We start from the raw sequence: 25,896 nt of genomic DNA on the forward strand, positions 1-25,896 counted from the left end.
GCCTGATGCGAGAAACGCAGTCCCGGCAGGTGGTCATCGCCGGGGCGGGCGTCGCCGGGCTGACCGCGGCATTGGCCTTCGCCGAGCGCGGCTATTCGGTAAAATTGTTCGAACAAGCGCAGCACCTCGAGGCTGTCGGCGCCGGCATCCAGCTTTCGCCCAACGCGACGCGCATTCTTCGACAACTCGGCGTACTCGATCGGCTGATGCCCAATGCGGTGCGGCCCGAGGCGGTCGTACTCAAGGATGCCGCCACGCTGCGCGAGCTGGCGCGCGTACCGCTTGGCCACGCCGCCGAAACGCGCTGGGGGGCGCCCTATCTCGTCGCCCACCGTGCCGATCTGCAAGCCGCGCTGATGCAGCGAGCAGCCGAGCGGCCTGAGATCGAGCTTGTCACCGGTGCCCGCGTCGGCAGTGCCGCCACCGGACCGCATGGCATCACGGCGACGATCGAGAGCGCCGGCACGACCGTCGAAACCGCGGCATTCTTGCTGATCGGCGCCGATGGCGTCTGGTCGTCGGTGCGAGAAAAGCTGGCCCGCAAGGAGGCCGATTTTGTCAGAAGCCGCTTCTCGGGCGAGCTTGCCTGGCGCGCCACCGTGGGTGCCGGCAGCCCTGCTGGGCAAGCCTTTGCAGCGGTCGGCGCGCCCTATTGCGTTACTGCATTCCTCCATCCCGGCTTCCATATGGTCGCCTATCCGGTCAGACGTGGCACTGCCTTCAACCTCGCTGCCTTCACCAAGGGCGAGCGCATCGCCGAAGGCTGGTCGGGGCATGCCAACCCCGCCAGTTTCGCCAGCGCCATGCGCGGTACCGCGCCGGCGCTGGTCCGGCTGGCGGGCGAGGCGGCGCCGTGGACGGCATGGCCGATCCACACCGTCGAGCAGCGGCGGTGGACGACGCGGGAAGGGATCGCCCTGATCGGCGATGCGGCGCATGCGATGACGCCCTTTGCCGCACAGGGCGCGGCGATGGCGATCGAGGACGCCGCGACGCTTGCCGGCTTCGTTGCCGCTTCGCCAGCCGATCTTGAGGGGGCGCTTGCCGCTTGGGAACAGGCACGGCGGCCGCGCGTCGCCCAGGTCGCCCGCCGCGGCGCCATCAACCGCCTCGCCTGGCATGCGGCCGGGCCGGTGGCGATGGCCCGCAACCTGTTCCTGGCGATGCGCTCGTCCGAAAAGCTAACCGCTGATCTCGACTGGCTCTATGGCTGGCGGATGCCGGATGGTGGCGCGCGATGATACGCTCGACAGGCCGGCGGGACAGCGCCCCTCTCTGTCCTGCCGGACATCTCCCCCACTTGGGGGGAGAATCGGCCGTCACCTCGGCTTTCGCCAATTTGCAACGTTGCAGGATGAAGCGCAGCGCCGAAGCTGCCAATCTCCCTCCCTGTGGGGAAGATGTCCGGCAGGACAGAGGGGGCGCGAAGAATCGCGGCGCTGATCAGCCGGAACACCTGTCAATCATAAAGCCGCATCGACAGGCCGAGCGAGGCCGGCAGCGGGTTCCACCAGCCTGTGCGCAGCCCGGCTATGCGTAACGCCGCCGCCGTCCAGGTGTTGCAGCCGACCAGCGCGTTGAAATGGCCGTTGGCTTCGAAAAAACGATCGAAGCGGGAATAGGCGGCGTTCTCGATCGGCATGGCCCCGTTGGGTCCCTGCTGGAAGCTTGCTGCAATGTAATCGAGCAGCGCCGCAAAGCGCTCATCGCCGATGGCGAAGCCGGCGACGTCGGGATGCAGCTCGGCGATGTCGCCGGAAACGTCGACATGCATCACCGAGGCGTCGACGGTCAGCGCCTTGAGCACCGGCACCGCCTTCAGCTCCGACCAGGTCGGCGTCTCCAGATAGAAGGCGCGGCCGCCCCAGCCGAAGACGATGTAGCGGACCTCCGCCATGTCGGCCGGAATGCCGGCATCGACCAGGAAATGGAAGCGCCGGCGCACATTGTCGTCGACCGGGATGGCGATGTCGGTGTGGATCGGATTTTGCAGCACCAGGATGCGGTGGCTTGCGCCGATCGGATCGGCAACGGCCGCCGGCCAGAGCGGGCGCGGCAGCAGCGTGCCAAGCGCCACCGCAACGACTATTGCGACGACCAGCAGGCCAAGAAAACGAGCAAGCTTCTTCATGGGGAAGGCATAGAGCAAGCAATGCTCAAGGTGAAGTGTCTGTGGAAGTTGTACCGGCTGATAAAAGCGCTTGACGCATATCCTCCCCCGGAGGATATGCGTCAAGCATGTCAGATCACCTCCATGCTTCGCATCCTTCCATCATAAAGCGCCTGAAGCGCGCGCAAGGCCACCTTGCGGCGGTGCTGTCCATGATCGAGGCGCATCGCCCTTGCGTTGATCTGGCGCAGCAGCTCCATGCCGTCGAAAGGGCCATCAGCAGCGCCAAGCGCGAGCTGATCCACGATCACATCGAACATTGCCTTTACTGACAGCGCGGAAACCGGCGGCAATTCGCTGGCGGAGCTCAAGCAGCTGGCGAAGTATCTATGAACGACATTGTAGTGCGGATTCTGGACTGGTTTGGTTTCGGCTCGCACGATCCCGCCACCCATAACCATAGCCATGGCGATCACCGTTCGCACGCTCACACCCACGGCGTCATCGATGCAACGATCGCCACCACCGATCGTGGCATCTGGGCCATAAAATGGTCGTTCGTCATTCTGGCAGTCACGGCGGCATTGCAGATGGTCGTGGTCGTGCTGTCGGGCAGCGTGGCGCTGCTGGCCGATACGATCCACAATATCGGGGATGCCACTACGGCGATTCCGCTGTGGATCGCGTTCATGCTGGCCCGGCGCAAGCCATCGCGGACCTTCACCTACGGCCTTGGCCGGGTCGAGGATCTGGCCGGGATCATCATCGTCCTGATCATCCTGTTCAGCGCCATTGTCGCCGGTTACCAGGCGACTGACAGGCTGTTCAATCCGCTAGGTGTGACACATCTCGGCTGGCTGACCGCGGCGGGTATTGTCGGGTTTCTCGGCAATGAGGCTGTCGCGGTGTTCCGCATTCGGGTCGGTCGGGAAATCAACAGCGCGGCGCTGATCGCCGACGGCTACCACGCCCGCACCGACGGGCCTTACCAGCCTTGCCGTGGTCCTCGGTGCGTTTGGCGTCTGGCTCGGTTTTCCGCTGGCTGACCCGATCGTCGGCCTGCTGATCACGATCGCGATCTTCGGCATCGTGTGGCAGTCGGCTCGCTCGGTGTTGACCCGCATGCTGGACGGCGTCGACCCTAGGGTAATTGAGGAAATCCATCATGCCGCCGAGCGTGTTCCGGGCGCGCATATTGTCGATGCCAAAGCGCGCTGGATCGGTCATAGATTACACGCCGACATCGCAATTGCCGCAGACGAAACTCTGCCGCTGTCGGAAGCGAACAAGATCGCGGCAGCGCTGAAAGACAAACTGTTCCAGTATATGCCAGCCTTGGCTGCGGCGAACGTGCGGTTTTCAACCGAACGTGGAGAGAACGACCATCCGCACCCTCACGAGCACGCGGCTGCCGAAAACCACGGCCACGAGCGTTGACGCTCCTTTGTAGGCGGCTAGCGGGTCACGTGACGTCGATGACGACCATGAGCCCGCCACCGCCCTTCTCCTCGACATTGTTGTTCGTGGTGTGATGCGGGATGTGGCAGTGGATCAGCCATTTGCCCGGACGCTGCGCCTTCCAGATCACGTCGTATCGCTGACCCGGCCCGACATTGATCGTATCGGCAAGAAACCGAGCCGATGCGGGAAGCGTCTCGCCGTCACGGGCGACGACCTCGAACGGTCCACCATGGATATGCATCGGATGGATGAAGCCGTTATTGGTGCCGATGAACCGCACCTTGAGCGTCTCGCCGACCTTCATCTGGATCGTCTCGGTCGAGGGATAGGCCTTGCCGTTGATGGTGAAGAAATTCGGCATGCCGCCGTCCATCGGCATCGACGGGTAGGTCAGCCCTTCCCGCACCAGCCATTCCTGAAGCTCGATGACGTAATCATGGTCGGCCGCGACCTCATCGGCGGGATTGGCCGGATCGATGATCAGTGCACCATATAGACCGAGCGCCTGGGTCCGGTCGGGCTTGGCATGAGGGTGGTAGAAATAAGTTCCGTGCTGGGTTGCGGTGAACTCGTATGAATAGGATTGCCCGGGCTCGATCGGCGCCTGGGTGATTTCGGCTGGCCCATCCATCTGGTTCGGCAGGATCAGGCCATGCCAATGCACCGTCGTTTCCTCAGGCAGGCCGTTGGTGACGTTGATCCTGACCCGGTCGCCCTGGCGAATGTGAATTCGCGGGCCGGGAATCTGGCCATTATAGGCATAGGCGTCGACCGCAACGTCCGGCAGGATTTGCCAGCGGACCACCGAAGGCCTGAGCTCGAACACCTTGATGCCGTTCTCCATTCGAAACGGCAGGTCCTGGTCACCCTTTGTCGTCAGATCATAAGAGGCGGCCACAAGGCGCGGATCGGTGGCGGCCATGTCGCGCATCGCGTCGGCCGGAGTGTCGCGGTCCATGATCATGCCTTGCGGCATGATCACCCCGCCGACGTCGCGCGCCGACAGCGTCAGGTTCAGCCAATTCGCCGGCGCGATCATGCCGATGGCGAGCGCCAGCAGGGAGACGGCACCAAGGGCAGCGACCTGCGGGGTCGTGGCATCCGTCTCCATGTGATGACCGCCGCTGCCTTTGCCTTTGTGGGAAGCCATATCGTGGCCTCGCCCGTGATGGCCGCGGCCACTGGCGTCGGCCTGCTGCATTTGCATCTGCGCGTGCTGCCCATGGCCGGCCTGCTCCCGACCGTTCGTGCCGGCTGTCTGCTGGCGCTGTGTCATCAGCCCATGTTTCAAGCCGCGGGCGACCAGCCAGACATTGGCCGGGTAGGCAAGCGCAAAGCCGGCGATGACGCCGATCGACATCACACCCCAGAACAAAAGCTCCGTCGGTTCCATCGCGCGCATGTCGCGGCCCATCATCAGGAAGCTCATGACGGGTGCCATGCCGGCCATCATGAAGTTCATCGAGATGAACTCGGGCAGGAAGCTCTTGCGCACGTTCTCCCAATAGGTGCCGCCCATCATCGATTTCATGAACAGCGATTGGAAGATGAACAGGCCGAAGGCAAAGCCGGCGAGATATTCGACGATCAGGTCGATCCACATCGGCAGGCCGAGCGCCGCCGTGATGGCGGCGGCGAGAATGATGCCGGTGGCATCGCCTGCGACGCAGTGGATGGTGGAGCCGACGCCCTGCTTCCAGAGCGGCCGGGTGAAGACCTCATGCTCGCCCGGTCGGGGTTCCTTGTCGGTGAGCACGTAGAGCAGCAAGCCGAGTGGACCCATATAGAGGGTGACCAGGATGAAACCCCATTTCATCACCACCGGCTCGGGGTTGTTGCGATATTGGTCGAAGCCGACATAAAGCGTCGAAGCCAGCGCCAGCGCGAACCAAACGACAAGAAAATAATCGATCGGTTGTATGAGCATCAGGATGAACCCTTGACCTGCCGCCGCACTCGCCCACGCGGCTTGTTATACAACTCCCAATGGCAATGAACGCGGCCGGCGCGCTTATGATCCGCGCCGGCCGTACGTGCGAGTTGCAGGGACGGCGATGCGGTCGCACGCGACCTTGCTATCTTCTGGGCGCAGCGCCCGACCGCCCAAAGAACATGCCACGCATGATCCCATCACGCAGCCGCACGATATGCACCAGCGCGCCCGGGATGAGCGCCAATGAGCCCAAACACGTCCAGCGCAGGCGCTGGTTCATCTCCCGAGCATCACCGCTCGTCGAATACGCGCAAGGCCCGAGCAAGACAGAGAGCCCGGTCTGCCGGTCTTGTCCAAACCGGCGTACAGGATCAGTGCAGGATCTGAGACAGAAACAGTTTCGTGCGTTCATGGCGCGGGTTGTCGAAGAACTCGGCCGGCGTGTTCTGCTCGACGATCTGGCCTTGGTCCATGAAGATCACGCGGTTGGCGACTTTGCGCGCAAAGCCCATCTCGTGGGTGACGCAGAGCATGGTCATGCCCTCCTCCGCCAGCCCGACCATCGTCTCCAGCACTTCCTTGATCATTTCCGGGTCGAGCGCCGAGGTCGGTTCGTCGAACAGCATGATGCGCGGGTTCATGCACAGCGAGCGGGCGATCGCCACGCGCTGCTGCTGGCCGCCCGAAAGCTGGCCGGGATATTTGTTGGCCTGTTCGGGGATCTTGACGCGCTTGAGGAAATGCATGGCGATTTCCTCGGCCTGCTTCTTGGGCGTCTTGCGCACCCAGATCGGCGCCAGCGTGCAGTTCTCCAGGATGGTCAAATGCGGGAACAGGTTGAAGTGCTGGAACACCATGCCGACCTCGCGGCGCACCTCGTCGATCTTCTTCAGATCATTGGTCAGTTCCTTGCCGTCGACGATGATTTTGCCCTTCTGGTGTTCCTCCAGTCGGTTTATGCAGCGGATCATCGTCGATTTGCCGGAGCCCGACGGACCGCAGATGACGATCCGCTCGCCGCGCATCACCTTCAGATTGATGTCCTTCAGCACATGGAATTCGCCGTACCATTTGTGCATGGCGATGATGTCGATGGCGACATCGGTGGTGGAAATATGCATCTTGGCGGCATTGACCTTGATCTCTTCCGCGCTGACGGCGTTTTCTATGGCCATGGCAAGATCCCTTTTTTAGCGTTTGTGGCCGGTGTCGAGGCGGCGTTCCGTGTACATCGAATAGCGCGACATGCCGAAGCAGAACAGCCAGAAGATGAAGGCCGCGAACACCAGGCCGGACCTGGCCGTCTGCGGCGTCGCCCAGTTGGCGTCAGAGAAGTTCTGCTTGACGATGCCGAGCAGGTCGAACATCGAGATGACGATGACCAGGCTGGTGTCTTTGAACATGCCGATGAAGGTGTTGACGATGCCGGGAATGACCAGCTTCAGCGCCTGCGGCATGACGACCAGGCCCATCTTCTGCCAATAGCCGAGGCCGAGCGAATCGGCGCCTTCATACTGGCCCTTGGGGATCGCCTGCAGGCCGCCGCGCACCACTTCGGCCATGTAGGCAGCGGCAAACAACGACACACCGATCAGCGCGCGCAGGAACTTGTCGAAGCTGACACCGGCCGGCAGGAACAGCGGCAGCATGACGCTGGCAAAGAACAGCACGGTGATCAGCGGAATGCCGCGTACCGTCTCGATGAAGACCACGCACAGCGTCTTGACGATGGGCATCTTCGAGCGCCGGCCGAGCGCCAGCATAATGCCGATCGGCAGCGACACGGCTATGCCGACGAACGACAGGCTGAGCGTCACCAGCAGTCCACCCCACCGCGACGTTTCGACATGCGGCAGGCCGAACATGCCGCCGACCAGCAGAACGAAGGCGACGACCGGCAGCACCAGGAAGAGAAGAATGGCGTTCAGCCCTTTGCGCGGCACGCGTGGGATAAGCAAAGGCACCAGCAGAGCCACAAACAGGATGGCCACCAGGATCGGCCGCCAACGCTCCTCGATAGGATAGGTGCCGAACATGAACTGGCCGAACTTGGCGTTGACGAACGCCCAGCAGGCGCCGGTCCAGCCGTCCGGCTGGACGCCGCCTTGCGCCACGGTGGCGCAGACCGAGCGGTCGGGTCCGGTCCACTGGGCGTTGATGAAGGCCCAATTGACGATTTGCGGCAGGATCATAGCGACCAGCGCGATGCCGACGATGGTCAGGATGGTGTCGCCCGTGGTGGCGATCAGGTTCTTGCGGATCCAGGCGGTGAGGCCACGCTCGCTCGACGGCGCCGGCTGCGCCAGCGCCATCTCCGTCCGTACCCAGGACATGTCGTGCTCCTGCATGGCCCTACCTCTCCACCAGCGCCATCCTGGCGTTGACGACGTTCATGATCGCCGACGTGATCAGGCTGAGCGCGAGATAGACAGCCATCATGATCACTACGCCTTCGACCGCCTGCCCGGTCTGGTTCAAGACAGTGCCGGCGGTCGCCGTCAGGTCCGGATAGCCGATGGCGATGGCCAGCGAGGAGTTCTTGGTCAAGTTGAGATATTGGCTGGTCAACGGCGGAATGACGATGCGCATCGCCTGCGGAACGACGACAAGCCTGAGGATCGATCCCGAGCGCAGCCCGAGTGCCGCGGCCGCCTCGGTCTGGCCCTTGCTGACCCCCCTGATGCCGGCACGCACGATCTCGGCGATGAAGGCTGCCGTATAGCAGGACAGCGCCAGATAGAGCGACAGGAACTCCGGCCTGACCTGAAAGCCACCAACCAGGTTGAAGGTCGACTGCTTTGGGAATTCGAAGCTCAGCGGAAAGCCACTCAGCGCGTAAGCCAGCAGCGGCAGGCCGACGATCAACGCTATGGATGTCCAGAGCACCGGGAATGGCTGACCCGTCGCCATCTGCCGCTGCCGCGCCTTATGGGCGACGAACCAGGCCATGGCGATGCCAAGGAGCAGCGCGACCAAGATCAGCCAGGAGCCCTGGCCCCACATAGCGCGCGGAAAATAGAAGCCGCGCTGGTTGAGGAAGGAGCCGAACGGCAAATTGATGCTCTCGCGCGGCGGCGGCAGCACGGCAAGCACGCCGGAATACCAGAAGAAGATGACCAGCAGCGGCGGGATGTTGCGAAAGACCTCGACATAGACCGTGCAGATCTTCCTGATCAGCCAGTTCTGCGACAGCCGGCCGATGCCGACGATGAAACCGATGATGGTGGCGGTGATGATGCCGACGACAGCAACGATCACGGTGTTGATAAAGCCAACCAAAATGGCGCGGCCATAGGTCGAATCCGACGAATAAGCGATCGCGCTTTCGCTGATGTCGAAGCCGGCGCGGCCCTTGAGGAAGCCGAAGCCGGAAGCGATGTGCAGGCGCGTCAGATTGACGATGACGTTGTGGGTAACCCACCAGACCCCCGCTACCAGCAGGACGAGGACCACTGCTTGAAAGAATATACCGCGGACGCGAGGATCATTGATGAAGGAACCGCGGCTTGGCTCCTCGCGAAGAACTTCCTGCGATGCCATTCGACCGTCCTCTGAAAGAGAAACCGGAAGGCAGGCGATCTGCCTTCCGGATCAATTTTCGATCAGCGGATCGGCGGAGCGTATTGCAGGCCGCCCTTGGTCCACAACGCGTTGATGCCGCGCGCGATCTTCAGCGGGCTGCCCGAACCGACATTGCGTTCGAACATCTCGCCGTAATTGCCAACTGCCTTGACGATGTTGACGACCCAGTCGTTGGAGACGCCGAGATCGGTGCCGATCTTGGTGTCGGCTTCCTGGCCGAGCACGCGCTTGATCTCGGGATTGTCCGAGTTCTTCATCTCGTCGACATTAGCCTTGGTGATGCCGAGTTCCTCGGCGTCGAGCAGCGCGAAATAGGTCCACTTGACGATGTGGTACCACTGGTCGTCGCCCTGGCGCACGGCCGGCCCAAGCGGTTCCTTGGAGATGATCTCGGGCAACACGACGTGGTCGGCCGGCGCGCCGAGCGTCAGACGGATGCCATAGAGGCCGGACTGATCGGTGGTGTAGACGTCGCAGCGGCCGGCGTCATAGGCGGCGTTGACCTCTTCGAGCTTTTCGAAGACGACCGGGTTGTACTCCATCTTGTTCGACTTGAAATAGTCGGCAAGGTTGAGCTCGGTCGTGGTGCCGCTCTGCACGCAGACCGCCGCGCCAGAAAGCTGCAGCGCCGAGTTCACGCCCGGAAGCTTCTTGGCGTTGATCATGAAGCCCTGGCCGTCATAATAAGTGGTGCCGATGAAGTTCAGGCCGAGTGCGGTGTCGCGATTGATGGTCCAGGTGGTGTTGCGCGACAGGATGTCGATCTCGCCCGACTGCAAAGCGGTAAACCGTTCCTTGGCGCTGAGCGGCGTGAACTTCACCTTGGTGCCGTCGCCGAACACGGCGGCCGCGACCGCGCGGCAGAAATCCGCATCGATGCCTTGCCACTCACCCTTGTCGTCCGGCGCCGAGAAGCCGGCCAGGCCGGTCGAGACGCCGCATTGGATGAAGCCCTTCGCCTTGACATCGTCGAGCGTGGCCGCCGAAGCCGCCGAAGCCGCGAATCCAAACGCGGCGGCGCCCAAAACGCCGATTGCAATGTGTTTCATGACCCACAGACCCTTTTCTGTTTTTCCAGGCGAACCTGACTTTTTCCCGTGTGAACGCAGCTATGTATCCCGGCCCATTACCGGAATCCCGCATCGTAACCGACGCGCTGCCTCCCATTCACGAACAACATCGAAGGCGATTATTCCTGTGAGGTCAAGGGAAATGACCAAATCCGAAAGACTTTGAAAACCAACCGCCTGAAATGCCTGAAATTGCAGACAAACGCGCTCGCAAATTGGTCAGCGCGCCAATAAAGCCGGCAAAGTCGGACCGTGACTTGCCAAGCGCACCTGGCAGCCGTCCAGAGGATCTACGGCGCATTGCTGAATTGGCATATTCGAGACCTTGGCCTGGCGGGCGCCGCGCGGTTGCGTGGCCAATGCCGCCGCACTATGGCTAACGACCTACCCATGGGACGAAAAGCAATGGCAAAAGACGGCAGCGAGATGGGCATCAACACGCGGCTCGCCCATTCCGGCAACAACCCGCATGACTATTTCGGCTTCGTCAATCCGCCGGTCGTGCATGCCTCGACCGTGCTCTATCCCAACGCGGCGACGATGGCGGCACGCGGCCAGAAATACACCTACGGCACGCGCGGCACGCCGACCACCGATGCGCTGACCAGCGCGATCGACGCGCTGGAAGGCTCCGCCGGCACGGTCGCTGTGCCGTCCGGCCTGGCGGCAGTGGTGCTGCCGCTGCTCGCCTTCCTGTCGGCCGGCGACCATCTGCTGATCGTCGATTCCGTCTATCACCCGACCCGCAACTTCGCCGACACGATGCTGAAGCGGCTGGGCGTCGAGGTCGAATATTACGATCCCCGCATCGGCGCCGCCATTGCGGCGCTGATCAAGCCCAACACCAGGGTCGTGTTCACCGAATCGCCGGCCTCCAACACTTTCGAGGTGCAAGACATACCGGCCATCGCCATGGCGGCACATGCCGCCGGCGCCATCGTCATGATGGACAACACCTGGGCGACGCCGCTCTACTTCCGTCCGCTCGACCATGGCGTCGACATCTCGATCCAAGCGGCGACGAAATACCCGGCCGGCCATTCCGACGTGCTGCTTGGCACGGTGTCGGCCAATGCGGACTGCTGGAAGCAGCTTTGCGAGACGTTCAACACGATGGGCTGCTGCGCCGGGCCGGACGACGTCTACCAGGTGCTGCGCGGCCTGCGCACCATGGGCGTGCGGCTGGAACACCATCAAAAGAGCGCGCTTGCCCTCGCCGTCTGGCTGGAGAGCCAGCCGGGCGTGGCGCAGGTGCTGCATCCGGGGCTGCCCAGCCACCCCGACCACGCTTTGTGGAAGCGCGATTTTTGCGGATCGAGCGGCATCTTCTCGATCGTTCTTGCAGGCGGCGGACAGAAGCAGCAGCACGCCTTCCTCGACGCGTTGAAGTTTTTCGGCCTCGGCTATTCCTGGGGCGGCTATGAGAGCCTTGCCGTGCCGGTATTCCTGGGCGACCGTACCGTCGCCAAGGGCCCGTATGACGGACCGCTGGTGCGGTTGCAGATCGGGCTCGAGGACATCGAGGATTTGAAGGCCGACCTGGCGCGTGGGCTGGCGGCGGCCGCCCACGCCTGAGCCGGCACCTTTCCAAGCTAAGTCAGGAAATCGGCGTAACAGCCTGGAACAATAGCGATCTGAGCCACGTAATCGCGGCCGATCTGCCGATGAAACGGTGCCTAAAAAGAGAATAAGACGCCGATGTGGTGGAAGCAGTAGAATAGCCACTGCCGGCCCTTGATGCGGGTCCAAGCTGGCCGGCGGATTGGTCGGGAACCTTTTGTCGGCAGATGCATCCAATATCCCGATGAGGAGCCTATCAGGAGATCGGCCATGCCTGCTACGTTGACGGCAACGTCCGCCGCTTCCGGCGATATGCAGCTTGTCGGCCGCGCGCTGGCACGCGATGGCGATGCATTCCGCACCATCATCAAGACGCACAACCAAAGGCTCTACCGCATCGCCAGCGGCGTAGTGCGTGACGACAGCGAAGCCGAGGACATCGTCCAGGAGGCCTATGTCAGCGCCTTTGCCCATCTCGAGGCCTTTCGCGGCGATGCCTCGCTCGCCACGTGGCTGTCGCGTATCGTCATCAACGAAGCGCTCGGCCGCTTGCGCAAAAGGCGGCGAATGGTAGCGATGCCTGAAAATCCGCAAGCCGAAATCATCCGGTTCCCCCTCAACCCGAGCGACGATCCGGAGAGGACGATGGCGCAGCGGCAGATCCTTGAGCTTGTCGAACGGGCAACCGACAGTCTTCCCGATGTCTACCGGATGGTGTTCGTGGCGCGCGTCATCGAGGGACTGAGCATCGAGGAGACCGCCGAACTGCTTGGCGTGCGGCCCGAAACCATCAAGACCCGGCTGCACCGCGCCCGTGCCCTCGTGCGCAAGGCGCTGGACGACCAGATCGGCCCGGTGCTGCTCGACGCCTTTCCATTCGCGGGTCGGCGCTGTGAGCGGCTGACCAATGCCGTGATGCGGCGGCTTGGTCTTTCCGGGTAGGTCGCGTTGATTTTTGCGGGAACGTTTGCCGGCGACCTGCATCCAATGAGCGTCACTGAAAACGAAGCCCGATGCAGTTCCGCGTCGGGGCGAAGGAGAGCATCATGTTTATTCGATCGACCACGGCACTGGCCGCACTTTTCCTGCTTAGCGCAGCGCCCTTGTCGCAAGCTGCCGACAAGCCAACCGATCCGCAGATCGCAGATATCGCCTACACAGCGGGCGTGCTTGACGTCGAGGCGGCCAAGCAGGCGCTGAAGAAATCGAAAAACAAAGAGGTCGTAGATTTCGCCAAGGACATGGTGCGAGATCACGAGGCGGTCAACAGACAGGCTCTCGAGCTGGTCAAGAAGCTCAAGGTCACGCCTGAGGACAATCCGACCAGCAAAGCGCTGACCAAGGCGGCGGCCGAAGAACGTGCCAAGCTTGCCAAGCTCAAGGGCGCGGCGTTCGACAAGGCCTATGTCGCCAGTGAAGTGGCCTACCACAAGCAGGTCAATGGCGCGCTGGAAACGCTGCTGATCCCGTCCGCCAGCAATGCCGAGCTGAAGAGCCTGCTGGAAACCGGCCTGAAAATATTCCAGGGCCATGAACAGCACGCCGAACATGTCGCCGGCATGCTGAAGTGAGGATTGGACCAATGGTGTCGAGGCGGCATCTGTGGGTTGCACTGGCGCTGACCATCGGTGCCGCACCGGCCAAGGCCGAAACCATTGAGGTGACGATCGAGAAGCTTGTGTTTTCGCCGGCAAAGATCGAGGCGAAGGTCGGCGACACGATCCGGTGGGTGAACAAGGACGTATTCGCCCACACGGCAACCGTGAACGGCGGCTGGGAGGTGATGATCCCGCCGAAGAAGGCCGCGAGCCTGACGGTGAGGAAGGCGGAATCGGTCGATTATTTCTGCCGCTTCCATCCGAACATGAAAGGCCATCTGACGGTGACTTCGCCCTGACTGGCTATGCCGCCAGCCACGCCGTCCCGACAAGAAGCGTGACCAGCGTCAGCGGCAGGCCGACCTTGAAGAAGGCGATGAAGCCCAGCGGTTTGCCGGAGATCCGCGCGTGCTCGGCGACGATCAGATTGGCGACCGAGCCGAGCAGCGTAAAATTGCCGGCCAGTGTCGAGCTCATGGCGACGACCAGCCAGGCGCGCTCGGGGTTTTCCAGGCCAGGTATGAACGGCCGCAGCGCCAGCACGGCCGGCACATTGCTCATGATGTTGGACAGCACCGCGGTGAAGCCGGACAGCCGCCAGACATCGTCCAGCCCGAGGCCTTTTGCCGAGGCAATGATGTCGGGCGTGAGCAGCGTCTTCTCGGCACCGGCGACAACGATGAACAGCCCGGCGAACATGAACAGCAGCGGCCCGTCGATCTCGCGATAGATGCGCTCGGGCTTGATGGCGCGGGTCAAAAGAAGAATGGCGCCGCCGATCAGAGCCGCCTTGGCAACGGGAACGCCGGCAAAGAAGGCGATCGCCAGGCCGATGCAGACCACCACCGCCTTGAGCACCTGTCCCGGCAGCATGCGGCCGCGATAGACTTCGGGGCTGAGCTCGGCCTTGCGCGAAAATTCGGCGCGGTAGACGATGCGGATGATGACAATGACGGCGACGAGGCCGAACAGCGCGACCGGCGCCAGCGCGGCCGAAAAGGCCGGATAGGAAATCCCCGACAGCGCGCCGATGACCATATTCTGCGGATTGCCGGTGATGGTGGCGACACTGCCGCAATTCGATGCCGTGGCAGTCGCGACCAGATAGGGAACCGGGTTGCGGTTGATGACGCGGGTGACGTGGACGACGATCGGCGCCATGACCAGGCAGATTGCGTCGTTGACCAGGAATGCCGACAAGACGCCGGTCAAGAGCGTCACCATCACCAGCAGCATGAATGGCGCATGGGCGTGCTCGATGGCGAACCCACCGAGCGCGCGAAAGGCGCCGGACACTTTCAGATGCGCCACCACGATCATCATGCCGAGCAAAAGCGTGATGGTGTCGAAACTCATGGCGCGGTAGGCGTCCTCCATGCTGAGCGCGCCGATGGCGATCATCGCCGCACCGCCGAGCAGCGCGATACCCGCCCGGTCGAGGCGCAGCCCAGGTATCCTGCCGATTGCGACGCCGGCATAGGTCAGGACAAGGATCAGCAGTGCCGCCGCGCCCATCGCTGTCATGTCTGGAAATCCTGTTCAGATCGGGCCGTCGGCGAATGTATCTGTCCGGAACCGACCTCGGTGCCTGACGCGATATCCGCCGACGAGAGCTGCGCCGGCGCCGTTGTCAGCGTCGAATAGTCCAAAATCCGACAACAAGGAAGATGGCCGAGCCGTGGCCGGCGACTTGGCGGGACGAGACCGATGCTGCGACGGCTTAGACCGGTGCTATGACGGCTTAGGCGCAGACCCGGCTACAGGCTCGATCGACTTGACCTTCGACCGTTGGCCGTCCGTGGCGATGAGCCAGTAGTCGGTGCCGATCATTGCAACCTGGTCGCACCGCTTGCTCCCTTTCCGGGTTGGGCCGGTCGAGAAAGTCACACAAACCTTGTCACCCTGAAAGGCATAGGTTCCCGTCGAATGGCCGTTCGCATCAACGGAATCGTATCTGCCGTCGGCAAAGTATGTGGCAGTGCTATCGCTCGTGCCCGAAAGGTGAAGCGCTTTCCCGACGATCAATGACTTGAGCGCGTCGCCAGGAAGCGGATCGAAACCCGCTGTGCTTGGCGTCGTCACGGCAGGAGCCGGGACCGAAGCAGCGGCCGGAGGCGTGGCGCTGGTCTTGCAAGCGCTAAGCAGCGCCAAGGCAGCCAGGACGAGAATAAGTTTCATGAATGATCCACCGTTTACTCCTGGTCGAATACCAAGGACTGGAACGACAAGCCCTGACACTATCCAAGCCGGTCAAAGAGGTGGGAGTGAGGCAGGAGACGCTATTCGCTTGGGACCAAAATAGCGGAGTTCAATACGCAAAAGTGGACCGTCGAGCGGCGCGATCCCTGCCCTGTCGAGGCGCAGCCCGTGTATCCTGCCGATGGCGATGCCGGCATAGGTCAGGACAAGGATCAGCAGTGCCGCCGCGCCCATCGCTGTCATGTCTCGGAAATCCTGTTGAGGGCGCGCTCATTTATTCGGCGCTTTCTCCTGCGATACACGACAAAATGGCGGAAACCGGTGCGCCGTTTTGGCGCACCGGTTTCCGGAAAGTGTTTAGCTGCTGCTCACACCCGGAGCAGCGTCTTGATCGCCCGCCTCTCATCCATGGCGCGATAACCCTCGGCAACATCCGAAAGCGGCAGCGTGAGATCGAAGACCTTTCCGGGATTGATCTTGCGATCGAGTACGAGGTCCATCAGGTGCGGAAGGAAGCGCCGCACGGGAGCGGGACCGCCAAGCAAGCTTTTCTGAGCGAAGAACAAACCCTGGCCGTCGAGCTGGACGCCGTGCGGCACTCCGACGAAGCCGATCGAACCACCGGGACGCGCGCAGTTGATGGCCTGCATCATGGATTCCTGCGTGCCGACACATTCCAGCACCGATTCCGCGCCGACGCCGTCGGTCAGTTCCTTGATCCGGGCCACGCCCTCGCTACCACGTTCGGAGATGATGTCGGTCGCGCCAAATTCGAGGGCGAGGTCCTGGCGCGTCTTGTGACGGCTCATGGCGATAATCCGCTCCGCGCCCATCTGCCTGGCCGCAAGCACGCCCATCAGCCCAACCGCCCCGTCGCCCACGACGACGGCCGTCGAGCCTGGCTGCACCCGCGCGGCATCGGCTGCGTACCAGCCGGTGCCGAGAACGTCCGACGCCGCCAGCAGGCCCGGAATAAGATCGTCCTCGGGCAGTTCCGCGGTAGCGACCAGAGTGCCGTCGGCGAGCGGCACGCGAGCCAGCGGCGCTTGCGCGCGGCTCATGAACTCGCGTTGCTCGCACGATGACTGGAAGCCGAAGCGGCAATGCGGACAGGTGTTGTCGGAAATGCAGAACGAACCGACGACGAACTGCCCTGGCTTCACAGTCCGGACCGCGCTGCCGACTTCCACAACCACGCCGCAATATTCGTGGCCCATATGCATCGGTTCGTTCACCGGCTGAAGCCCGCGATACGGCCACAGGTCGGAGCCGCAGATGCAGCTTGCCGAGAGCTTGACGATGGCGTCGGTCGGCGCGAGGAGCTTCGGCTCCTCGACCTCCTCGCAGCGAATGTCGCCGGGACCGTAAAGAATTGTTCCAAGCATAATTTTCTCCTTTACATCATGGCAGGCGCTCGATGCGCACCGTGAAACGACCGTCGCGCAGCAAAGGCGCGATATCGCCGTCGAGCCTTCCAAGCCGGATCAGCCCTCGCGAATATCGGTAGCCGCCATAGAAAAAGGCGAGGTTGCCCCACGGCGCATAGTACGCGATGTCACCAATGGCCTCGCCGCCAAAGGGACCGCTGCCGTCCGTCGTCAGCTTGCGCGGCAGATAGCCGATCTTCTCGTTGGCGGCGTAGTTCTCAAGCGCCAGATCGAGCGGCAGCATCGAGGCGAAGTCGCGGGCGCTTGGATTGTCGAACAGCGATGCCGTCAAGCGCGTGCCGCTCACGTCGATTGCGATCTGCATGATCATTCTCTCTGAGGGTGCCGCTCGCCCGCTCTGGGCAAGAGCGATGGATGAACCGACGGTGCTGCCCAGCAGCGTGACGATCGCAGCGCGGCGCGTGACGGGCTTCATCTCGCGCCTCGGCTGTGATCGCAGGCCGCGGCGGCCGCGGCGAGAGCCGATCCCAGCAGCAACACGGCGCCGAACCCGAAAGGGCTCCGCCAACCGAAGGCGTCAAACAACAGGCCGCCTGTCGCAGCGCCGAGCGTAATGGCGAACTGGATGACGGCTACCTGCAGGCCACCGCCAGCCTCGGCGTCGTCGCCCAATGCACGGCTTAGCCAGGTGCCCCAGCCTACAGGCGCCGCGGTTCCGAAGAAGCCCCAGCCGATCAACAGCGCCGCGACGGCAATTGGCATCGATCCCAACGCGATCAGCGCCGTCGCCAGCAATGCCATGATCAGCGGAATGGCGATGACGATGCCATAAAGGCGCGTCCTGACCAACTCGCCGATGGTCCAGGTGCCGGCAACGCCGGCGAGGCCCATCACGAGGAGGACTGCCGACAGGGTCGAAACGCTAAAACCGGTCACGGATTCGAGGAACGGCCTAAGATAGGTGAAGAGCGCGAACTGGCCCATGAAAAGCAGCAGGATCGACGTCATGCCGAGTGCCACCTGCCGGCGCAAAAGCAGCCTGAAGACGCTGCCCGACGCCTGGCGCCGCCTCGGTGGCAGCGAAGGCAAAGCGAGCCACTGCCACACCAGTGCGAACAACGCCAATGGAACCACGAGGAAGAACGCGCCGCGCCAGCCGACATGATCGCCGAGCAGGCTCCCCAGAGGGGCCGATACGGTGGCCGCGATGGCGTTGCCGGCGTTGATCATCGCCAGCCCCTTAGGCACGGAGTCTTCCGGCACCAGACGCATGACGATCGCGGTGGACATCGACCAGAATCCGCCGATGGCGATTCCAAGCAAGGCGCGGCCGATCATCAGCACCGTGTAATTGGGCGCGAATGTCACCACCACGCCGGACGCCACCAGCAGCAGCGAAAAGGAGAGCAGAACGCGCTTGCGGTCGATGCGCTTCGCGAGAGCGACGATGAGCAGGCTGGTGACGACCGCAAAGACGCCGGAGATGGAGATTGCCTGACCGACGCGACCTTCGGTGATGCCGAGATCGCCCGCTATTGGCGTCAGCAGGCTGACCGGCATGAACTCGGAGGCGATGAGAACGGCGACGCAAAGCGCCATCGAAAACACCGCGCCCCAGGCCGTGCGAGGCTCAACCAGCCTGTCGTCGAAAGTCGTGTCCATGAATTTCACCGAACATGCAAGCCGGCCGCCCCGATGCGATCCGGGCGGCTTGTCCACGGCGAAAGATGGCACTGGAAGATTGCCATGATTAGCCTCTTGAATTCGTTTGAACTTATCGACCAGAAACATAAATATGGGGAGAGATTGGTTCACAGGAGGCTGCATGGCGCGGGAGAATTTCAACGACCTGCTGTGGTTTCTGGTCGTAGCCGAAGAACGCAGTTTTACCAAAGCGGCCGCCAAGATCGGCGTTACGCAGTCGACCCTCAGCCACACCATCAAGCGGCTCGAAACGCGTATGGGGTTGCGGCTCCTGGCGCGAACGACACGCAGCGTATCGACAACAGAGGCCGGGGAGCGGCTTCGTCAATCGCTCGCGCCGCGCATCGCGGAAATCGAGACCGACATCGCTGCCCTGACGGCCTATCGCGACAAGCCTTCCGGCACCGTGCGCATCACTGTGTCAGACCACGCGTTTGAGAGCGTGGTATGGCCGAAGCTGCAGCCCGTCCTGAGCGAATATCCGGACATCAAGCTGGAACTCAGCCGGGACAATGGCCTGCGAAATATCGTCGAGGACGGCTTCGACGCCGGTGTCCGGCTCGGCGAAAGCCTCGAAAAGGATATGATCGCGGTCCGTATCGGACCCGATTGGCGTCTCGTCGCGGTCGGCGCGCCGACCTACTTCGCCGATCGCACGATCCCACGGACGCCGCAGGATCTCATCGGCCACAACTGCATCAATATGCGCATGACCACTGGCGGCGGACTCTATGCTTGGGAGTTCCAAAACCATGGACAGGACGTTCGCGTGCGCGTCGACGGCCAGCTCATTTTCAACTCGTCCTACCCAATGGTCGACGCCGCCATTGCGGGGTACGGTATCGCCTATGTACCCGACAATCTCGTCATGCATCACATCGCTGCTGGCCGCCTGCAGCTGATCCTCGATCCTTGGTCGCCGAAATTTGCCGGATATTATCTCTACTACCCCAGCAGCCGCCAGAATTCGCCAGCGTTCAAGGTGATCGTCGATGCCCTCCGGCATCAGGCAGGTCGAACACGGGTATAAACCGTAACCTATGTCTCCGGGCCGTACACTGAATTGTTTGGCGATCCCGACAGGATTCGAACCTGTGACCATCGGCTTAGAAGGCCGGTGCTCTATCCAGCTGAGCTACGGGACCGCTGGCCGGCCGCACGACCGGCTGATTTGTTGGGCGCCGGCAGGGCCGGCATAGGATCAATGCGTCCAGGGTGTCCTGCGGTCATAGCGGAAATTCTCCGCATACGAAATCTGGCGGCGTTTGATTTCCTTCGGCTCCTCGACGCGGAAAGCCAGCCCTTCCTTCTCGGCATAGGCAACCGCCTCTTCCCTGGTGTCGAAGGTCAGCCTGATCTGGCTTCGCATGTCGCCGGACGTGGTGTAGCCCATCAGCGGATCGATCTTCTTGCGCTGCTCCGGATCGAATTCCAGCACCCAATGGCCGGTCTTGGCCTTGCCGGACTGCATCGCGGTTTTGGCTGGGCTGAAAATGCGGGCTGACATGACCACCTCATTGCTGGTTGCAAGCACACGACCTCGAAACCAGACTACTATTCCCGGGTCATGCACTCACCCGTCATTACTGCGCAATGCCGCCGGCAGCAAGGCCGATGGTTTTTGCGCTTGCTTTGGCGGGCCGAAATCACTAGGCAACAGACGGTTCGGAGTGTAGCGCAGCCTGGTAGCGCATCTGGTTTGGGACCAGAGGGTCGGGAGTTCGAATCTCTCCACTCCGACCATTCATCACGCGAAATCTCGTCGGCAGCGCAAGCGGATCACGCTTGAACCTATCGGCATGCTCAAGCGACCGACGGACAGCACGGATCTCCGCGCTGCCCGTCAGAGGCTCCAGCCGTCAGCCCTGGATGAAGGCCAGCAGATCCGGATTGATGATCTCCGGATGGGTGGTGCACATGCCGTGCGGCAGGCCCTTGTAGACCTTGAGCGTGCCATGTTTCACCAGCTTGGCCGCAAGCAGCGCAGAGTCGGCAATCGGCACGATCTGGTCGTCGTCGCCATGCATGATCAGGACAGGGGCCTCGATCTTCTTGAGGTCATCGGTGAAGTCGGTCTCCGAGAACGCCTTGATGCAATCGTAATGGGCCTTGGCTCCGCCCATCATGCCCTGGCGCCACCAATTGTCGATGACCCCTGGCGAGACCTTGGCGCCGTCGCGGTTGAAGCCATAGAACGGGCCGGCCGGCACGTCCCTGTAGAATTGGGCGCGATTGGCGACCAGAGCGGCGCGGAAGCCGTCGAAGACCTCGATCGGCAGGCCGCCCGGATTGCTGTCGGTCTTGACCATGATCGGCGGCACCGCACCGATCAGCACCGCCTTGGCAACACGGCCGCCGCCGCCATAATGCGCGACGTAACGCGCCACCTCGCCGCCGCCGGTCGAGTGGCCGATGTGGATTGCATCCCTGAGATCGAGATGCGCGGCCAGCGCTGCGACGTCGGCGGCATAAGTGTCCATCTCGTTGCCGGTTGCGGTCTGCGATGAGCGGCCGTGCCCACGCCGGTCATGCGCGATGACGCGGTATCCTTTGTCGAGGAAGAACAGCATCTGGTTGTCCCAGTCGTCGCCGCTGAGCGGCCAGCCGTGATGGAAGACGATCGGCTGGCCCTTGCCCCAGTCCTTGTAGAAAATCTCGGTGCCGTCATGAGTGGTGAATGTGCTCATCGTTCTACTCCTTGATGGAAAAGTTGGGGGGGTAACAGGGAAGCTTTTAGCCCCCTTCAGCTGGACAAATTATAACAGTGCTGTCAGGGTGAGCATTGGCAAAACGGACATTCAACGTGGCAAAACTGACAAATGACGGCTGCGCGTGATCTGATCGAAATCGGCCTTGTCTTGTATCCCGGCGTGCAGGAAGCAGCCGTGCTCGGCCTGACCGATCTTTTTATGCTGGCAAACCGGCTGGCTGTCGAACGGTCGCCGGACGCGCTGAGGCTTCGCGTCAGCCATTGGCGCTTGCAGGAGAGCGCCGTCATCCGCGTTTTCGACAGCGAGCCCGGGGACAGCGAAGCCGGGGATAGCGGGCCAAGCCGGGGCGATGGACCCGCCATGATCATCCTGCCGCCCACCCTGCTGCAGCCGATCCCTCGCGAAGCGGCCGCGCCCTATGCCGGCTGGCTCAGGGATCGCCACACGGCAGGCGCGACGCTCGGTTCGGTCTGCGCCGGCGCCTTCGTGCTTGCCGAGACCGGCCTGTTGTCCGGTCGCGCGGCGACGACGCACTGGGCCTATCGCGACGCGCTGGCGCTACGCTTTCCCGACATCCTCCTCGATGCGGACAGGCTGGTCATCGACAATGGCGATATCATCACCGCCGGCGGCTACATGGCCTGGACCGACCTCGGCCTCAAGCTCGTGGACAGGGTGCTCGGGTCAACCGTGATGATGGACACGGCGCGTTTCATGCTGGTCGACCCGCCGGGCCGCGAGCAACGTTTTTACAGTCCGTTTGCGCCACGGCTGACCCATGGCGACGAACCGATCCTTAAGGTGCAGCATTGGCTGCAGGCGAACGGCGCGCGCGATGTGACGCTTGGCGCCATGGCCGATCACGCCAGGCTGGAGGAGCGGACTTTTCTGCGCCGCTTCCGCAGCGCCACCGGCCTCAAGCCGACCGAATATTGTCAGCACCTGCGGGTCGGCAAGGCGCGCGAGATGCTGGAAACGACGATACGATCGATCGACCAGATCGCCTGGGAGGTCGGCTATGACGATCCCGGCTCCTTCCGCAAGGTATTCGCCAGGATAACCGGGCTGGTGCCGGGCGATTACCGTCGGCGCTTTGGCGTGGAACGAGCGGCGCTTGGGGGAGACGATCGGTCTGAAACGGTAGCGAGGCTAGAGCAATGACGGACCGACCAATCGCGACCTGCGATGAGTGCGGCAGCACATATTTTTCCGACAGCAGCGCAATGGCCAGTCTATGTGCCGAATGCGCATCTCTGCTCTATGGATATCCAAACTGCGAACATCATTTCGAAAGCGGCCGATGCACGGCCTGCGGGTGGGACGGCTCTCAATCAAAATACGCCGCCGATATCATTTCCAGGCAAGACCGACAGCGTTGAGAATGGCGCTATCAGCTGGCGAGAAAATCACACTTCAAGGCGACTGGTCGGATCGCCGCATATGGCAAGCTCGCCGGGAAGAGAACCCCAACCGCCCCATCTCCCGGCGAGCCTACAACCTGATTTGGTACGCAATCAGGACCGGGGTTAGCCGGCAAGCTGTCAGGTGCAAGACAGATGCCAGGTTTGTTTCCCGAAATGAGACACCGGCCGAGGTAAGAACTAGGTATATGCACCTTCCCCGGCCCAGCCAAAAACCATTGGCCGTAGTTCTTCAAGGGCGGCTTGCAGCATTTCGGGAGACGCGTGGCGTTCCTCTCTGGCACCCCATTTTGTAGCGCTTTTAGGATCCAGCACCGACGCCACAATGGTTACGTTGCCGTTGACGTCAGGCAGATCGAGCCACAACTGAGCACGACGATTGCCATTCTTGTCGTAGACCCAGATAGAACGGACATCGTCGTCGCGATATTTAGTGGCGACCCGTATTCCGTGCCGATTTGCCCACGACATCAGAAACGGATCAATGATGTCGTATGCACTGAATTCAGACGTCATTTTGTATCCTCTAAATCTCGAACTCGCCCTGCCCTTCGTCCATGGCGCTGACGGTCTCGGTGGCCAGCGCGCGCGTTATCGGCGTCTTGCGCTCGAGCGCGGTGCGGTCGAGCCGCTCGACCACGCGCATTGCGGTGGCCAGCGAGCGCTCGATGCGGCGCACCAGATATTGCACGACATGCGGCTCGACCTCGACCTGCCGGTCGGCGAATAGTTTCGTGATGACGCCGGCCAGCAGAAGATCGTCGGGTTGGTGGATCTCGACGGTGGCCGCCGCCTTGAGCCGCGACGCCAGGTCGGGCAGCCTGACGCCCCAGGCGGACGGAAAGCGCCGCGCCGTCAACAGCAAGGTCGAGCCGGCGCCGCGCACCGCGTTGATCAGATGGAATAGCCCCTCTTCGTCGACCGGGCCGGCATCGACATCGTCGATCAGGGCCGGGTGGGCGCCGAGATTTTCGATGCAGTCGCCGATGCGCTCCGCCTCCACTTTCACGGCGCCGGCGCGGGTCCGCCAGATCGAGGCCAGGTGGGTTTTCCCCGAGCCGGGCGGCCCGGCCAGCACGACCACCGGCGACGGCCAGTCCGGCCAGCGGTCGACAAGCGCCGCCGCCTGGCTGTTGGTGCCGGAGACGACGAGCTCGTCGCGCGAATAGCCGGTGCCGTGGCCTAGATCGAGCGGCAATTGGCGCGGCGGATCGATCTTGTTGTCCGGCATCTGGCTCAACTGCGCGCGCCACTGCCCCCGCGGCGCCGTACCGGCAGCGGTGGCACCGGCTCGTCGGCATGGCCTTTGTAGAGCGGCGATTCGAGATAGCGCGCGATGGCAAAGCGTACCAGAACGGCAACGGCCGCCGAGGCCGGCACGGCAATCAGCAGGCCGACGAAGCCGAACAGCGCGCCGAAGGCAAACAGCGCAAACATCAGCCACACCGGATGCAGGCCGACGCTTTTGCCGACCAGCCGCGGCTGCAGAATGTTGCCCTCGATGAACTGGCCGACGAAGAACACGCCGGCCACCGCCGCGATCATGGTCCAGTCCGGCCAAAACTGGACGAAGGCGACGCCGACGGCCAGCACCAGGCCGGTCAGCGAGCCGACATAGGGGATGAACGAGATCAGCCCGGCGAACAGGCCGATGAGGATGCCGAAATTCAGTCCGGTCAGCGTCAGGCCGGTGGCATACATGGCGCCGAGCACCAGGCAGAGCGTGCCCTGGCCGCGCACGAAGCCGGCGGTCGCTGTGTTGATGTCCCTGGCGATCGCCCGGACCGTCTTGACATAGTCGCGCGGCACCCAGCTGTCGACGATTGCCACCATGCGGTCCCAGTCGAGCAGCATGTAGAAGGCGACGACCGGCGTCACCACGAACAGGCTGACCACCGAGACCAGCGCCACGCCGGAGCTCCAGATTGAGGTGAAGACGGCGGTCAGGAGGCCGAAGCCGGAGGTCAGCAGCGAGTTCAACCCTTCGCGCAGGCCGTTGGCGTCGACGCCGAATTTCTCTTCCAGCCATTTCGGGTCAAAGCTGGTGATCAGGCTCTGCAGCCGGGTCAGATAGTCCGGCAGCTTGCTGGCGAAATCAGCCATCTGCGAGGCGAGTATCGGAACCAGGATGACGACGGCCAGCACCAGGACGACGATAAAGGCGATGAGGATGACCACCGTCGCCATCAGCCTGGACAGGCCGAGCCGCTCCAGCCGGTCGGCGACAGGGTCGAGGAAGTAGGCGAGCACCATTCCGGCGACGAAGGGCAGAAGGATGCCGCTGAACACATAGAGGAAGGCGGCGAGGATGATGGCGCTGATCAGCCAGAAGCGGATCTGGCGGCGAAACGACGCCGATGCCGCAGCCTCCGCTGCCGCGGCTTCGGCCTCGGCGTCGATGGACCGTTCGTCAGGTGCCCGGTGTGGAGCCTTCGCCATAGCCGCTCATATGCCTCAGCCAAGCCACGAGATAGGCTGCGGCCGAAGCCACGGTCAAGACCCCGGACAGCAATATGAGGGCCGGCCTCAGCGGATCGAGACGGACGTCAAAGGCGAGTTCGCCCAGTACCACCGCCGCCAGCACGATCTGGATCGCGGTGTTGGCCTTCGACACCAGGAGCGGCTTCATCTCGACCGGATGCGCCATGACGGTGGACAGCACGACGGCGCAGACGATCAGCGCATCGCGCGACACCATGGTGACGACCAGCCATAGCGGCAGCTCGCCGCTGAAGCCCATGACCACGAAGACGGAAACCAGCAGCAGCTTGTCGGCCATCGGGTCGAGATAGGCGCCGAGTCTGGAAAACTGATTGAAATGGCGGGCGATGAAGCCGTCGACGCCGTCGGAAATGCCGGCAATAAGGAAACCGGCAAAGGCCCAGTCCCAGCGTTCCTGCAGCATGGCCAGCACCACGGCCGGCACCAGCACGAAGCGCATGATCGTGATCATGTTGGGGATGGTCAAACGCATATCCCGTCGCTCTTGTTTGTCGATACATGATGGAGATGGAGGGTTACGGCAAGTGAGAAGCGACGCAGAAGCTGCCAATCTCCGCACTAGTCCCTATGATTGCTGGGCCTGAGGGCGGCCCGTCATCCGATATGCAACGGTACGAGGGTTAAGCCGGCTGGCCGGCGCAGAGCCTCATGCATAGG

27 protein-coding genes, 2 tRNA genes and 1 pseudogene are annotated in these 25,896 nt (G+C 62.7%); 11 read left to right on the forward strand and 19 right to left on the reverse strand.

From position 1 onward, the window contains the following. The first annotated feature begins 5 nt into the window (after positions 1-5). Positions 6-1,241: an FAD-dependent monooxygenase gene (locus NKI85_RS26455; RefSeq protein WP_352529363.1), complete on the forward strand. Its 1,236-nt coding sequence runs from the start codon at positions 6-8 to the stop codon at positions 1,239-1,241. Between the two features lie 218 nt (positions 1,242-1,459). Here NKI85_RS26455 and NKI85_RS26460 read toward each other — a convergent pair whose 3' ends face one another. Beyond that, complete coding sequence (locus tag NKI85_RS26460) at positions 1,460-2,131, reverse strand: TIGR02117 family protein (protein WP_352529361.1); 672 nt, start codon at positions 2,129-2,131, stop codon at positions 1,460-1,462. A gap of 107 nt (positions 2,132-2,238) precedes the next feature. On the opposite strand from NKI85_RS26460, the pseudogene NKI85_RS37955 reads away from it, so the two are divergent. The 3 genes and pseudogenes from NKI85_RS37955 (at position 2,239) to NKI85_RS37960 (ending at position 3,547) form a co-directional block, all read left to right on the forward strand. Next, a pseudogene (locus NKI85_RS37955) lies at positions 2,239-2,503 on the forward strand (metal-sensing transcriptional repressor). After that, the gene (locus tag NKI85_RS26470) at positions 2,500-3,156 is read left to right on the forward strand and encodes a cation diffusion facilitator family transporter (protein ID WP_502896131.1); all 657 of its coding nucleotides are present in this window, start codon (positions 2,500-2,502) and stop codon (positions 3,154-3,156) included. Before NKI85_RS37955 ends, NKI85_RS26470 begins: the two are co-directional and overlap by 4 nt. After that, entirely contained in the window at positions 3,110-3,547 is a 438-nt protein-coding gene (locus NKI85_RS37960) for a cation transporter dimerization domain-containing protein (RefSeq protein WP_502896132.1), read from the forward strand. The genes NKI85_RS26470 and NKI85_RS37960 overlap by 47 nt, the downstream gene beginning before the upstream one ends. Positions 3,548-3,572: 25 nt before the next feature. Here NKI85_RS37960 and NKI85_RS26475 read toward each other — a convergent pair whose 3' ends face one another. From NKI85_RS26475 to NKI85_RS26495, 5 genes are all read right to left on the reverse strand, one after another. Continuing rightward, on the reverse strand, positions 3,573-5,498 hold the full coding sequence (locus NKI85_RS26475) for a multicopper oxidase domain-containing protein (RefSeq protein ID WP_352529357.1): 1,926 nt from the start codon (positions 5,496-5,498) through the stop codon (positions 3,573-3,575). A gap of 377 nt (positions 5,499-5,875) precedes the next feature. Then, positions 5,876-6,625 (reverse strand): amino acid ABC transporter ATP-binding protein, encoded by a 750-nt coding sequence (locus tag NKI85_RS26480; RefSeq protein ID WP_502896133.1) that lies wholly within the window; start codon positions 6,623-6,625, stop codon positions 5,876-5,878. Between the two features lie 69 nt (positions 6,626-6,694). Further along, entirely contained in the window at positions 6,695-7,852 is a 1,158-nt protein-coding gene (locus NKI85_RS26485; RefSeq protein ID WP_352529353.1) for an amino acid ABC transporter permease, read from the reverse strand. Positions 7,853-7,856: 4 nt separating this feature from the next. Further along, positions 7,857-9,044: an amino acid ABC transporter permease gene (locus NKI85_RS26490; RefSeq protein ID WP_352529351.1), complete on the reverse strand. Its 1,188-nt coding sequence runs from the start codon at positions 9,042-9,044 to the stop codon at positions 7,857-7,859. Positions 9,045-9,106: 62 nt separating this feature from the next. Further along, positions 9,107-10,135: an amino acid ABC transporter substrate-binding protein gene (locus tag NKI85_RS26495; RefSeq protein WP_352529349.1), complete on the reverse strand. Its 1,029-nt coding sequence runs from the start codon at positions 10,133-10,135 to the stop codon at positions 9,107-9,109. Positions 10,136-10,561: 426 nt separating this feature from the next. Here NKI85_RS26495 and NKI85_RS26500 point away from each other — a divergent pair, with 426 nt between their 5' ends. The 4 genes from NKI85_RS26500 (at position 10,562) to NKI85_RS26515 (ending at position 13,613) form a co-directional block, all read left to right on the forward strand. Next, positions 10,562-11,731 (forward strand): cystathionine beta-lyase, encoded by a 1,170-nt coding sequence (locus NKI85_RS26500; RefSeq protein WP_352529347.1) that lies wholly within the window; start codon positions 10,562-10,564, stop codon positions 11,729-11,731. Positions 11,732-11,986: 255 nt separating this feature from the next. Next, on the forward strand, positions 11,987-12,658 hold the full coding sequence (locus NKI85_RS26505; RefSeq protein ID WP_352529345.1) for an RNA polymerase sigma factor: 672 nt from the start codon (positions 11,987-11,989) through the stop codon (positions 12,656-12,658). Positions 12,659-12,762: 104 nt separating this feature from the next. Next, positions 12,763-13,287, forward strand: coding sequence for a DUF4142 domain-containing protein (locus NKI85_RS26510; protein WP_352529343.1), 525 nt, complete (start codon positions 12,763-12,765; stop codon positions 13,285-13,287). Between the two features lie 11 nt (positions 13,288-13,298). Further along, positions 13,299-13,613 carry a cupredoxin domain-containing protein gene (locus NKI85_RS26515; RefSeq protein ID WP_352529341.1) on the forward strand — a complete coding sequence of 105 codons (315 nt, stop codon included), beginning with the start codon at positions 13,299-13,301 and terminating at the stop codon, positions 13,611-13,613. A gap of 4 nt (positions 13,614-13,617) precedes the next feature. On the opposite strand, the gene NKI85_RS26520 is transcribed toward NKI85_RS26515, so the two are convergent. The 6 genes from NKI85_RS26520 to NKI85_RS26545 form a co-directional block, all read right to left on the reverse strand. Beyond that, positions 13,618-14,838, reverse strand: a complete 1,221-nt coding sequence (locus NKI85_RS26520) for an anion transporter (protein WP_352529339.1) — start codon at positions 14,836-14,838, stop codon at positions 13,618-13,620. Between the two features lie 207 nt (positions 14,839-15,045). Further along, positions 15,046-15,492: a hypothetical protein gene (locus NKI85_RS26525; RefSeq protein WP_352529337.1), complete on the reverse strand. Its 447-nt coding sequence runs from the start codon at positions 15,490-15,492 to the stop codon at positions 15,046-15,048. Positions 15,493-15,564: 72 nt separating this feature from the next. Further along, entirely contained in the window at positions 15,565-15,756 is a 192-nt protein-coding gene (locus NKI85_RS26530) for a hypothetical protein (RefSeq protein ID WP_352529335.1), read from the reverse strand. Between the two features lie 125 nt (positions 15,757-15,881). After that, positions 15,882-16,898, reverse strand: coding sequence for a zinc-dependent alcohol dehydrogenase family protein (locus NKI85_RS26535; protein WP_352529333.1), 1,017 nt, complete (start codon positions 16,896-16,898; stop codon positions 15,882-15,884). Positions 16,899-16,914: 16 nt separating this feature from the next. Next, the gene (locus NKI85_RS26540; RefSeq protein ID WP_352778809.1) at positions 16,915-17,376 is read right to left on the reverse strand and encodes a cyclophilin-like fold protein; all 462 of its coding nucleotides are present in this window, start codon (positions 17,374-17,376) and stop codon (positions 16,915-16,917) included. Further along, positions 17,373-18,563, reverse strand: a complete 1,191-nt coding sequence (locus NKI85_RS26545; protein WP_352529329.1) for an MFS transporter — start codon at positions 18,561-18,563, stop codon at positions 17,373-17,375. The genes NKI85_RS26540 and NKI85_RS26545 overlap by 4 nt, the downstream gene beginning before the upstream one ends. Before the next feature lie 163 nt (positions 18,564-18,726). Between NKI85_RS26545 and NKI85_RS26550 the strand changes: the two genes are divergently transcribed. Beyond that, on the forward strand, positions 18,727-19,635 hold the full coding sequence (locus NKI85_RS26550) for a LysR family transcriptional regulator (RefSeq protein WP_352778811.1): 909 nt from the start codon (positions 18,727-18,729) through the stop codon (positions 19,633-19,635). Between the two features lie 38 nt (positions 19,636-19,673). Here the strand turns inward: NKI85_RS26550 and NKI85_RS26555 are convergent. Together NKI85_RS26555 and NKI85_RS26560 are read right to left on the reverse strand one after the other, a co-directional pair. Beyond that, positions 19,674-19,750, reverse strand: a tRNA-Arg gene (locus NKI85_RS26555). 56 nt (positions 19,751-19,806) lie between these two features. After that, positions 19,807-20,112, reverse strand: a complete 306-nt coding sequence (locus NKI85_RS26560; protein ID WP_352479279.1) for an ETC complex I subunit — start codon at positions 20,110-20,112, stop codon at positions 19,807-19,809. A gap of 159 nt (positions 20,113-20,271) precedes the next feature. Between NKI85_RS26560 and NKI85_RS26565 the strand changes: the two genes are divergently transcribed. Beyond that, positions 20,272-20,348, forward strand: a tRNA-Pro gene (locus NKI85_RS26565). Between the two features lie 116 nt (positions 20,349-20,464). Here the strand turns inward: NKI85_RS26565 and NKI85_RS26570 are convergent. Then, positions 20,465-21,292, reverse strand: a complete 828-nt coding sequence (locus NKI85_RS26570) for an alpha/beta fold hydrolase (RefSeq protein WP_352529325.1) — start codon at positions 21,290-21,292, stop codon at positions 20,465-20,467. A 132-nt stretch (positions 21,293-21,424) separates the two neighbouring features. Between NKI85_RS26570 and NKI85_RS26575 the strand changes: the two genes are divergently transcribed. After that, positions 21,425-22,477 carry a GlxA family transcriptional regulator gene (locus tag NKI85_RS26575; RefSeq protein WP_352529323.1) on the forward strand — a complete coding sequence of 351 codons (1,053 nt, stop codon included), beginning with the start codon at positions 21,425-21,427 and terminating at the stop codon, positions 22,475-22,477. A 440-nt stretch (positions 22,478-22,917) separates the two neighbouring features. Here the strand turns inward: NKI85_RS26575 and NKI85_RS26580 are convergent, their stop codons facing one another. Genes NKI85_RS26580 through NKI85_RS26595 form a run of 4 tightly spaced genes read right to left on the reverse strand, consistent with a single transcriptional unit; the run spans position 22,918 to position 25,705 of the window. Continuing rightward, entirely contained in the window at positions 22,918-23,253 is a 336-nt protein-coding gene (locus tag NKI85_RS26580) for a hypothetical protein (RefSeq protein WP_352529321.1), read from the reverse strand. A gap of 10 nt (positions 23,254-23,263) precedes the next feature. After that, complete coding sequence (gene hdaA, locus NKI85_RS26585; RefSeq protein WP_352529416.1) at positions 23,264-23,968, reverse strand: DnaA regulatory inactivator HdaA; 705 nt, start codon at positions 23,966-23,968, stop codon at positions 23,264-23,266. Positions 23,969-23,973: 5 nt separating this feature from the next. Further along, positions 23,974-25,176 (reverse strand): AI-2E family transporter, encoded by a 1,203-nt coding sequence (locus NKI85_RS26590; protein ID WP_352529319.1) that lies wholly within the window; start codon positions 25,174-25,176, stop codon positions 23,974-23,976. Further along, positions 25,148-25,705 carry a CDP-alcohol phosphatidyltransferase family protein gene (locus NKI85_RS26595; RefSeq protein ID WP_352529414.1) on the reverse strand — a complete coding sequence of 186 codons (558 nt, stop codon included), beginning with the start codon at positions 25,703-25,705 and terminating at the stop codon, positions 25,148-25,150. The genes NKI85_RS26590 and NKI85_RS26595 overlap by 29 nt, the downstream gene beginning before the upstream one ends. Positions 25,706-25,896: the final 191 nt, after the last annotated feature.

The sequence above is a fragment of the Mesorhizobium sp. M0571 genome (genome assembly GCF_040320985.1).
Taxonomy (GTDB): domain Bacteria; phylum Pseudomonadota; class Alphaproteobacteria; order Rhizobiales; family Rhizobiaceae; genus Mesorhizobium.

Coding starts and splice junctions, on each gene's coding strand:
- NKI85_RS26560 (WP_352479279.1), bottom strand. CDS start 20,112: ATGTCAGCCCGCATTTTCAGCCCAGCCAAAACCGCGATGCAGTCCGGC.
- NKI85_RS26515 (WP_352529341.1), top strand. CDS start 13,299: ATGGTGTCGAGGCGGCATCTGTGGGTTGCACTGGCGCTGACCATCGGT.
- NKI85_RS26545 (WP_352529329.1), bottom strand. CDS start 18,563: ATGGACACGACTTTCGACGACAGGCTGGTTGAGCCTCGCACGGCCTGG.
- NKI85_RS26500 (WP_352529347.1), top strand. CDS start 10,562: ATGGCAAAAGACGGCAGCGAGATGGGCATCAACACGCGGCTCGCCCAT.
- NKI85_RS26535 (WP_352529333.1), bottom strand. CDS start 16,898: ATGCTTGGAACAATTCTTTACGGTCCCGGCGACATTCGCTGCGAGGAG.
- NKI85_RS26490 (WP_352529351.1), bottom strand. CDS start 9,044: ATGGCATCGCAGGAAGTTCTTCGCGAGGAGCCAAGCCGCGGTTCCTTC.
- NKI85_RS26475 (WP_352529357.1), bottom strand. CDS start 5,498: ATGCTCATACAACCGATCGATTATTTTCTTGTCGTTTGGTTCGCGCTG.
- NKI85_RS26520 (WP_352529339.1), bottom strand. CDS start 14,838: ATGACAGCGATGGGCGCGGCGGCACTGCTGATCCTTGTCCTGACCTAT.
- NKI85_RS26470 (WP_502896131.1), top strand. CDS start 2,500: ATGAACGACATTGTAGTGCGGATTCTGGACTGGTTTGGTTTCGGCTCG.
- NKI85_RS26580 (WP_352529321.1), bottom strand. CDS start 23,253: ATGACGTCTGAATTCAGTGCATACGACATCATTGATCCGTTTCTGATG.
- NKI85_RS26460 (WP_352529361.1), bottom strand. CDS start 2,131: ATGAAGAAGCTTGCTCGTTTTCTTGGCCTGCTGGTCGTCGCAATAGTC.
- NKI85_RS26525 (WP_352529337.1), bottom strand. CDS start 15,492: ATGAAACTTATTCTCGTCCTGGCTGCCTTGGCGCTGCTTAGCGCTTGC.
- NKI85_RS26590 (WP_352529319.1), bottom strand. CDS start 25,176: ATGGCGAAGGCTCCACACCGGGCACCTGACGAACGGTCCATCGACGCC.
- NKI85_RS26510 (WP_352529343.1), top strand. CDS start 12,763: ATGTTTATTCGATCGACCACGGCACTGGCCGCACTTTTCCTGCTTAGC.
- NKI85_RS26540 (WP_352778809.1), bottom strand. CDS start 17,376: ATGAAGCCCGTCACGCGCCGCGCTGCGATCGTCACGCTGCTGGGCAGC.
- NKI85_RS26550 (WP_352778811.1), top strand. CDS start 18,727: ATGGCGCGGGAGAATTTCAACGACCTGCTGTGGTTTCTGGTCGTAGCC.
- NKI85_RS26495 (WP_352529349.1), bottom strand. CDS start 10,135: ATGAAACACATTGCAATCGGCGTTTTGGGCGCCGCCGCGTTTGGATTC.
- NKI85_RS26570 (WP_352529325.1), bottom strand. CDS start 21,292: ATGAGCACATTCACCACTCATGACGGCACCGAGATTTTCTACAAGGAC.
- NKI85_RS26505 (WP_352529345.1), top strand. CDS start 11,987: ATGCCTGCTACGTTGACGGCAACGTCCGCCGCTTCCGGCGATATGCAG.
- hdaA (WP_352529416.1), bottom strand. CDS start 23,968: ATGCCGGACAACAAGATCGATCCGCCGCGCCAATTGCCGCTCGATCTA.
- NKI85_RS26485 (WP_352529353.1), bottom strand. CDS start 7,852: ATGCAGGAGCACGACATGTCCTGGGTACGGACGGAGATGGCGCTGGCG.
- NKI85_RS26575 (WP_352529323.1), top strand. CDS start 21,425: ATGACGGCTGCGCGTGATCTGATCGAAATCGGCCTTGTCTTGTATCCC.
- NKI85_RS26530 (WP_352529335.1), bottom strand. CDS start 15,756: ATGACAGCGATGGGCGCGGCGGCACTGCTGATCCTTGTCCTGACCTAT.
- NKI85_RS26455 (WP_352529363.1), top strand. CDS start 6: ATGCGAGAAACGCAGTCCCGGCAGGTGGTCATCGCCGGGGCGGGCGTC.
- NKI85_RS26480 (WP_502896133.1), bottom strand. CDS start 6,625: ATGCATATTTCCACCACCGATGTCGCCATCGACATCATCGCCATGCAC.